Consider the following 7,713-nt stretch of genomic DNA (forward strand, 5'->3'; position numbering starts at 1 on the left):
AACTGTCGCCGGCGATTAACGCGTTGCATGCTTTCTTGCGGGAGCGCTGCACTGCATTGCTTGCCAGCCATCCATCCGGAGGCACTCAGGCTGTACTCGCGATTTAATTGGCCGCCTACAGGGCGCACCGGACTTCTGAATGTCCGAACCCCGTTGCCCGCGAAGGTCGTCTGTTGGCCGAATTGGGTCTCATGCGGCGAGTCATACATGTATCCGTCAGCGCATCCCGTCTTGAACGCACGTAAGCGCGGTGCGAAGCTGTAGCCATCGTAACGACGGAGCAATGCGATGGACGACGCAACGGGAGAGGCCGTACCGACGGGCGCACGACGCCTATACCGAGGAAGAGCGGGCGACGTCGTGGTACTGCTCTATGGAAGAGCAGCTCTCGTTTTCATTCGAGGCCGGCATTCGCAAAGCAATGGCCTCTTCACCGCTGCGCCCGGGTGAACACGTCTCGGTCACAGGACTCGCTTCATGAAGACCTGTGTCGGGTTGGCATCTTCGTCTGGGTTCGGCGGGGCCAACGTGACGTGGTGGCCCTCCGTGGCCCAGATCGTTCCCGCGAGGTCGACACTGCGAGGGTCAAGGCCGCAGACCAGCTCCATGAATTTGCGGCTGCTGTAAAAGCACTTGCCACCGACGAATCGCTGTCACATGAAGACCTGCGTAAAGAACTTTGCGTGCTGGCTGGCCATGTCCTGCATCCGAGTGCGCTGAACCGGCGCAGCCAGATCCGTCAATGACTGATTCTGAAACCGCACTATGCGCGCAACATGCTGATGCGTATCGTGCAGTTGCCATTCGGGGCGGAAACCACACATCCGGTGCTCGACGCAATCGTCCTGCTCCGAGGTCTCTATCGACGTCATGCCTATCTGTTGCCCGACGGCGTGAACATCCGGCTTGGTCGGGCATAGCGCGAAGCGATCGATGGCTACGATCGCCTCAAGGCGATGGTGGCGTTCGAGTGGGCCACCCTGTTTTCCTTACGGGTTGCTCTGCGTAATGGCTCTGTCTTCATCGCGCACAGCTTCTCGTTCCGTAGCCAGACGCACATGCTGATCCCAGCCGAAGAGTGGCCAATAAAGCGAAACAATGTGTATGGGCATCTTGGCCTGCCGCAGGACCCTATGGAATTTCTGGGTCCGATTCTGACACATCTCGATCAGCGCTTCGAATTGCTAGGGCAAGCAGTGGATGAAGGCAAGGTGCGGATCGACACAGCAGTACATCTCGATCAATTGGATGCCCAGCCGGGAGACGCAGAGGCCGATCGCCTGAGACGGGCAATCTTCGAAGCCGACCCACCTGGAGGGTATCAATCTGCGCGGGACATTCAACTTCCCGGTGGCGCGGTACGCGCGACGAATCCTTCCAAGGTTCGCGAGTGATCTGCACACATCGACCGCCAGTCGTCGAGCCTAAGCTGTCGAGTCCTGCCAGTGAATCAATAATGCAGACGGCGTCTGCATTATTGGCTTTTCAACACCCTTTTTCGGAGCGCATCGGGCTGCTACCGCCATCACGCAAATGCGAGTCCCCCAAACGAGTAGTCAGCAGGTGCTTGATTGGAATGAAAATTTATACAGGGTCACAAGGCGGAGCCGCGCCAGGCTTACGTGCCCCTAACCGGGAAAATGCACGAAAATCAAAGGCACCCCAGACTAGCAACGATTCCTGGCTGACTGTGCCGTGCAACTGCCGTCGACGCGCGGGCGATAAAATCGACGATGCGGTAGCGATCAACTACCCGGGATTTCAGGAGGTATCAGTTATGGAATGGATGGACACACGACCCGTAGCGCCGGGATACTACTGGGTGCGATTTACGGACGACCGGTCGCCGAAACAAACAATCGGGGAGATCGCAGACGTGCCCGGGAACGGTTCACGGCAGTTAGTCGTGGTCCTTCTCGGTGACGATGAAATATTGGAACTGGACGACCCGTTCTTCGACCGCGCACTGTTTGCTGGACCGATGGAACCGCCGTCGATGGAATGACCGCCGTAGCCTAACTTGCTGCCACCAGCCCCGCATATACACTTGCGCTCGGATTGCCGCGCTCAATCACCGGACGAGAGGATCTCGTCACAATGACCTTCGCCGTGGTGGGGCTCTACGTTTTCGTCCAGACCCTGGTGATGATCCCACTGCGGAACCGGCTGGTTGTTATTCGCCCGGGTATTTAGGGTTTGGCAAGGAAGCGGCTTGGGCGAGTACGTTGCCCAGACCGTCGATGACATCGATTGACGTGGCAAACGTCGGCCCCCCCGGAATCGTTCATCGAATGTCCGTTGGCTCGCCCTGGCGACTGGCAGATGGTGGCTGAAGCCGGTCCAATCCTGAACCAACGAGGTGCTCCGCCGGTGACCACACTACATCGTGGCCCTGTTTTAAGCAACGCAACCCTACACGCCAGGATCTGCTAGTCTAAACGAACAGGCATTCACCATGAAATCGGGAGAGGCCATGAGTGATCTTCAACCACCCTCAGTTACAGGGCGCGATCACGCGCTGAAGATTGCGTCAGAGGGAGAGTTCATGGATGGTGTCTTTCGTGTCGAGCGCTATAACCATAGCCTCGTCGACACACCGCTGGGATCTTCATCATCCTCCGGGGCGATCATTGTTTCGGAGATCTACCCGAATCAGACCCTGCAACAGATAGACGAGGCGATAGCGCGTGTTAGCCGTCTGAACCAGGACGCACGGGCATATGTCTCGGCAGCACTCGACAAGCGTCCTGATTGCGAAACCCTGGAGAGAAAACTGCTGGATGATAATCCCGGATTCTGCGAGGTAACGTATAACCTGGCTATCAACGACGCCTTTGCGGCCCAATCTGCCCAACTTGCTCAGAGGTAGGAAATACAGGCTATTGTCCTGAATAGCTGCATTGAACTTCAGATTCAGAGCTCCGCGTTTGCAGGACTGATGCCCGGATCATTCGGATCGGCCTCGGCGGTCGCCGTGCAGCAGGACATCACGCACAGGCTCGCCTAGTTTCCACGAGGGCGCTTCACACGCGCGCGCAATGCGTCGATCTCGTCGAGCAGATCGAGGGCTAGCGCGACGCCGGGAGGGTTGATCTGAAAGTCGTGTGCCAGCCGCTGCGCGGTCCGCACGCGCCGCAGTGCCGCGCCGCTGAAGCGCCACTCCTGCGGCCGGTCGCCTCGTGGCTCAAACACGCCCTCAGACACCCAGAGCGTCAATTCCTCCTCCGATGCCCCGCTCACCCGGCTCAATTCAACTAAGGTGAACTCGACTTTCTCGTCGACAATCTGCCCTTGCAAATAGGTCGTTGTACTCGTCTCTTTCACGATGATCACCGATAGAAGTGCGCGCGAGGATTGAAGTTGAACGCCTGCCGCAACGCATCGTAAGCGGCCTTCGCAGTGTCGCTATCCGCCGCCGGTAGCACGATGTTCAGAATCACATACAGATCGCCAGGCGGGTTGCCTGGAATGCCCTTGCCTTTGAGCCGCAAGCGCCTGCCGCCGGCAGAATTGGCTGGCACCGTCATCTCGACCGAACCGTCAGGCGTCGGCACGGTAACCTGCGCGCCGAGGCCCGCTTCCCACGGTGCCACCGGCAACTCGAGCGAGACGTCGCGCCCGTCCACGCGAAAGCGCGAGTGTTCCCGAAAGGCGATTTCCAGATAGAGGTCGCCGGCAGTTCCGGGCGAGGCGCCTGCGGCTCCCTGCCCGCTCAGCCGCAGGTGCTGGCCCGCGCGAATCCCCTTTGGAATGGATACATCGAGCGTACGCGTTTCTAGCGAAACATGGCCTTGTTCATCGATCACCGGCATTTGCAGCGAAATCGAGCGCTGGGCGCCGCGATAGGAATCTTCGAGATCAATCAGTACCTTCGCGTGATGGTCTTCGCCGCGCACATCGAAAGGCCGCTGCCGCGGATGCGCGCCACCGAACATCTTCTCGAAGAGATCGTGGAAATCGGCTTGTTCGCCGGCCTCGTTGCCCGGGCCGCGGAATTCGAAGCCCTCGTCCCAGTTCGGCGGCGGCTGGAAGTCCTGGCCGTTGCGCCATTCGCTGCCCATGCGGTCGTAGGCCGCGCGCTTCTCCGGGTCCTTGAGCACCTCGTAGGCTTCACCCAGTTCCTTGAAGCGATCTTCGGCGTCAGTGTGCTTGCTGAGGTCCGGGTGGTACTTGCGCGCGAGCTTCCGATACGAACGTTTGACGTCCTCCTGAGACGCGCCGCGCTCGAGACCCAAGGTCTCGTAATAGTCTTTGTATTTCATTCTGGCGGCAGACTCATGAAGAACGGATGCGGCGATGCGCATCCATCGCGTGGCGGTCAAGGATCGACTTTATACCAATCCGGATAGGCCGGCAAAGTTGCACGGTTGGTACGCGGCTTCACTGTGACAGGCCTGCCTCGGATCGGATCAGCCTGACTGGGCAAGTCGACAGGCGCGGGAACCGGTCGGTGACGCTGCCAAGCACGGCCGTGCCCACGCCATGTCTGCCTTGCGTGCCCATCACGACAAGGTTGCCACCCTGACGTCGCACGCAGCGCTGCAGGCAACTCGGAATGTCGTCTGCCGCACTTTCGGTTTCGTCGATTTCAGTGTCGCCCGACGCGCCGCGTTCGGCCGTCGCCCTACGTGCTGTGACTAAGGGTTATCGAACTTTCCGTGCAAATTATGGCGGTAGTAGTGCGCAGAGCGGCTTGCAGCAAGGCTCGGCAGTTCGAGCGGCTTCCGCGCGATCGTCGGTTTCGGAAGCCATTGATCAATATGGGCATTTAAGATCAAACCGCCAGAGATTGCACGGAAAGTTCGATAACCCCAAGGTGCTCGGTACGCAGGCGAGGTACCAGCGCTTCCTGAGCTATGGCGAGTCTGAGCAATATCAGGTTCGCCTCAAGCGGCTTCGCGATGCCCTGCGCAAGCAGAATGACTGACGGCGGAGTCCGTGAGGCTGTCCGCTTGCCTTTGCAACTTGGTGGGCAACTTACCAAGCCGAATGAGCTTGAGAGCGCGTTCGACCATTTCGAGTGGACCACACGCGGTCAAGGTGGCGGCGTGTCGCCGGTCACGGCAACGCCTACATCAAAGGCTTTGTCGAACGCCTGCATGAAGTCCCTCAGGCGATCGTGCGGAAGCCGACCGATGCCGGCCGCGCCGACCCGGCCGCCGCCACTTGCGAACCGTCTGCATAACTCATCCGCGCCGTAAGGATTGGCGAGCGGCGCACGCACGCTCACCGTATAGTCACCCTGCACACCCACGGTAAGCACGGCATGGGCACGATCAGGTGAATTGCTTGCCAGAAAGTTGGAGAAAATGCCCCGCACCCTTCGAGCCCATTTCTTATTGGGCAACACATACATTGACCCGCCAGAGAGGACAGCACTGGGACGCATTCCCAGCGCCAGTTCCATGTCGTGCCTTCGTGCGTCGCACAGCGTCTGCGCAATCGGCTCGTCCGCTGCGAACTGGAATGGGTCGGCATAAGCGCGCAGCGTTTCGTAAAGTCTCGCAGGTGGAATCAGGAGGTCCGCCTCATTGTCTCCATAGGCGTTGTAGTTGATCGACTCTCCCAGTTCACGCAGTTGTTCGGCGTGGCCAGGTTGGAGCCTGCGGCTCTCGGCAAGCGTTTGCGCCGCGTGCGCGAGGTTGTCGCCATAGGCGCCAACAATAGCCCAGAGACGGTGTTGTCCTCCCAGATGACGGTCCACGAGCGTGCTCGTGCAGATATCGGGCGTCGTCTCGATGTACGTGCTCAGGTCAGAATGTTCGGGAATCGCGCCGGCAAAGTGATGATCGAAGTATTCAACCTTGACTCCGTGCTCAAGCAATGCAAGCAACGCGGTCCGATTGGTGTCCAGAGAGATGTCCAGTACCGTCACCGATATGTCTCGCCTGGCGGGAACGCGGCTGAGCAGCGCCACGTCGCGCTTGACACCCGTGATCAGCAAGGACCGCAATGGCTTCGCGAGCCGCAGTTGGTGCAGCGCGCAGATTCCGTCGGCGTCACCATTGAACACATCGAAATGCTTCATGCACCGTCACCAGATTGCGGTTTGAGGTCGCCAAACCGTGGCTGTGTCAGATCGGCTCCGTGACACTGAGTGCGCCGCGTTGCGGTACGTGCGCATCCGGAACGGATTCTCGCCCTCTATTTCAAGGTGGTCTCCTTAGACTCCGCCTCCTGCTTGAGACGCATCTGTGCATGCACGATAGCTCGCTCAAGGTCCAGCCTCTTGACCCATATCAAGCAGATACCGCAGGAGCGACTTCGACTGGATGATGAGCGAATCTCACGTGCGCAGCGCGTGAAAACTGGACGTGTCGACCTCTGAGGATTGATACATGTCAATCACTAATCCCTGCGCAAAACCTAGTCTGGCTGTACGTCAATCCCGATCGTGAATACCCTGCCTTCCCCGAACACCGATGCCCTATTATTTCAATACCGATTTGCCCGCCCCCCATACGCAATCGTCTTCCCGAGTACGCGCAAGGCATCTATCGCAGCGCGTTCAACCATGCCTATGCAGCGCATGCCGAAGAGTCACGTCAGGAAGAAATCGCCCACCGGATTGCCTGGGATGCCGTCAGGCGCTCATACGTCAAGCAAGCCGATACATGGTGGGTGCCGCGGGACCAAGGCCCCGCCAGGAAGGAGGATTGAATGGCCACCGAACTTCTGTCGGCGCAAAACACCGATCATTTCCCTTTGGACCGAGGCTATCTGTTCTCGGGGAACGGCGTGGGCCGCGAGATCGACGCGAACACAGCCATCGAATGGTTGAAACATCGTGACGACGATAGTACGGAATTCATCTGGCTGTATTTTCACGACATCCCTACGGTACCGGAAGGTTGGCCGCTTCAACATGTGCAAGTACCCGAGGCGTTCGGCGATACCCTTAAGGAAGGCTCTCGCTCAACACGAATCACGCATGTCTATCAGACCCTAATCGCCGTCCTTAACGATGTCGAATATGACCTTGAGCGGAAGACGTCACTCAAGGTGGCGACGCTGTGGGTGAACGTCGGCGTTCACTATCTGATTAGCGTGCGCAATTCCCCGCTGCGTTCAGTCAATCAATTGAGACTGGCGGTCGAGGCGGTGGAAACCTTCCGCAGCCCAATGGCTCTCCTGATCCATCTGCTGCAGGAACAGGCCGATGTACTCATCGGCATTGTGCGCACGGCAGCGCAGGCCGCCAACGACGTGGATGAAACGCTGCTCGCCGGCAGACTGCCAACCCGTTCGGGCCTCGGCGGCATTCGCCGCGATCTGGTGCGACTGCGCCGCCTGCTGGCACCTGAACCCGCCGCGCTTTTCCGCCTCGTCAGCCGGCCGCCGCACTGGGTGCTGGAAGAGGACGCCCAATCGCTCAGACAATCCGCAGAGGCGTTTTCCCTGACGTTGCGCGACATGGCCGGACTTCAGGAGCGCATCAAGTTGCTCGAAGAGGAAATCGCCGACCGGGTTGCCGAGCACACTAACCGCAGCGTGCTGATCCTCACCGCTGTCGCGGTTATCGCGTTACCGGTCAACCTGATCTCCGGTTTGTTGGGCATGAACATAGGTGGCTTGCCCTTTAAATACCAGCCCTTTCAAGGTCTTGATCAAGATGTCCCGCCTTTGGCGCGTTTAAGCAGGCGGGCGGTACTGTGATGGGCTCGGGCTACCGCGCCTTCGACATAGGGTGCGGGTTTGCGGGTCTTGGGGCCA

At 59.1% G+C, this 7,713-nt stretch carries 9 protein-coding genes and 2 pseudogenes; 7 read left to right on the forward strand and 4 right to left on the reverse strand.

The window, feature by feature from the left end:
- Positions 1 to 283 precede the first annotated feature (283 nt).
- From FSO04_RS44385 to FSO04_RS44400, 4 genes and pseudogenes are all read left to right on the forward strand, one after another.
- Positions 284 to 627: pseudogene (locus tag FSO04_RS44385) on the forward strand (calcium-binding protein).
- Positions 555 to 1,322: pseudogene (locus tag FSO04_RS44390) on the forward strand (Tn3 family transposase); the annotation flags it as partial. The pseudogenes FSO04_RS44385 and FSO04_RS44390, both read left to right, overlap by 73 nt.
- 455 nt (positions 1,323 to 1,777) lie before the next feature.
- Positions 1,778 to 2,005, forward strand: coding sequence for a hypothetical protein (locus FSO04_RS44395; protein ID WP_154567662.1), 228 nt, complete (start codon positions 1,778 to 1,780; stop codon positions 2,003 to 2,005).
- A 468-nt stretch (positions 2,006 to 2,473) separates the two neighbouring features.
- Complete coding sequence (locus FSO04_RS44400; RefSeq protein WP_154567664.1) at positions 2,474 to 2,869, forward strand: hypothetical protein; 396 nt, start codon at positions 2,474 to 2,476, stop codon at positions 2,867 to 2,869.
- A 134-nt stretch (positions 2,870 to 3,003) separates the two neighbouring features.
- Here FSO04_RS44400 and FSO04_RS44405 read toward each other — a convergent pair whose 3' ends face one another.
- From FSO04_RS44405 to FSO04_RS44415, 3 genes are all read right to left on the reverse strand, one after another.
- On the reverse strand, positions 3,004 to 3,333 hold the full coding sequence (locus tag FSO04_RS44405; protein WP_168436031.1) for a chaperone modulator CbpM: 330 nt from the start codon (positions 3,331 to 3,333) through the stop codon (positions 3,004 to 3,006).
- On the reverse strand, positions 3,330 to 4,262 hold the full coding sequence (locus tag FSO04_RS44410; protein ID WP_154567666.1) for a DnaJ C-terminal domain-containing protein: 933 nt from the start codon (positions 4,260 to 4,262) through the stop codon (positions 3,330 to 3,332). The genes FSO04_RS44405 and FSO04_RS44410 overlap by 4 nt, the downstream gene beginning before the upstream one ends.
- Before the next feature lie 118 nt (positions 4,263 to 4,380).
- Entirely contained in the window at positions 4,381 to 4,587 is a 207-nt protein-coding gene (locus FSO04_RS44415; protein ID WP_168436032.1) for a universal stress protein, read from the reverse strand.
- Here FSO04_RS44415 and FSO04_RS44420 point away from each other — a divergent pair.
- The gene (locus FSO04_RS44420; protein WP_154567668.1) at positions 4,556 to 4,927 is read left to right on the forward strand and encodes a hypothetical protein; all 372 of its coding nucleotides are present in this window, start codon (positions 4,556 to 4,558) and stop codon (positions 4,925 to 4,927) included. The two genes, FSO04_RS44415 and FSO04_RS44420, sit on opposite strands and share 32 nt — an antisense overlap.
- A 108-nt stretch (positions 4,928 to 5,035) precedes the next feature.
- Here FSO04_RS44420 and FSO04_RS44425 read toward each other — a convergent pair whose 3' ends face one another.
- On the reverse strand, positions 5,036 to 6,028 hold the full coding sequence (locus FSO04_RS44425; RefSeq protein WP_154567669.1) for a DHH family phosphoesterase: 993 nt from the start codon (positions 6,026 to 6,028) through the stop codon (positions 5,036 to 5,038).
- 464 nt (positions 6,029 to 6,492) lie between these two features.
- Here FSO04_RS44425 and FSO04_RS44430 point away from each other — a divergent pair, with 464 nt between their 5' ends.
- Both FSO04_RS44430 and FSO04_RS44435 read left to right on the forward strand, forming a co-directional pair.
- A complete protein-coding gene (locus tag FSO04_RS44430) occupies positions 6,493 to 6,660 on the forward strand; it encodes a ChaB family protein (RefSeq protein ID WP_233465443.1) in 168 nt (55 codons plus the stop codon).
- Positions 6,661 to 7,656: a CorA family divalent cation transporter gene (locus FSO04_RS44435; RefSeq protein WP_154567671.1), complete on the forward strand. Its 996-nt coding sequence runs from the start codon at positions 6,661 to 6,663 to the stop codon at positions 7,654 to 7,656.
- Positions 7,657 to 7,713: the final 57 nt, after the last annotated feature.

The sequence above is a fragment of the Paraburkholderia madseniana genome (assembly GCF_009690905.1).
Lineage (GTDB): Bacteria > Pseudomonadota > Gammaproteobacteria > Burkholderiales > Burkholderiaceae > Paraburkholderia > Paraburkholderia madseniana.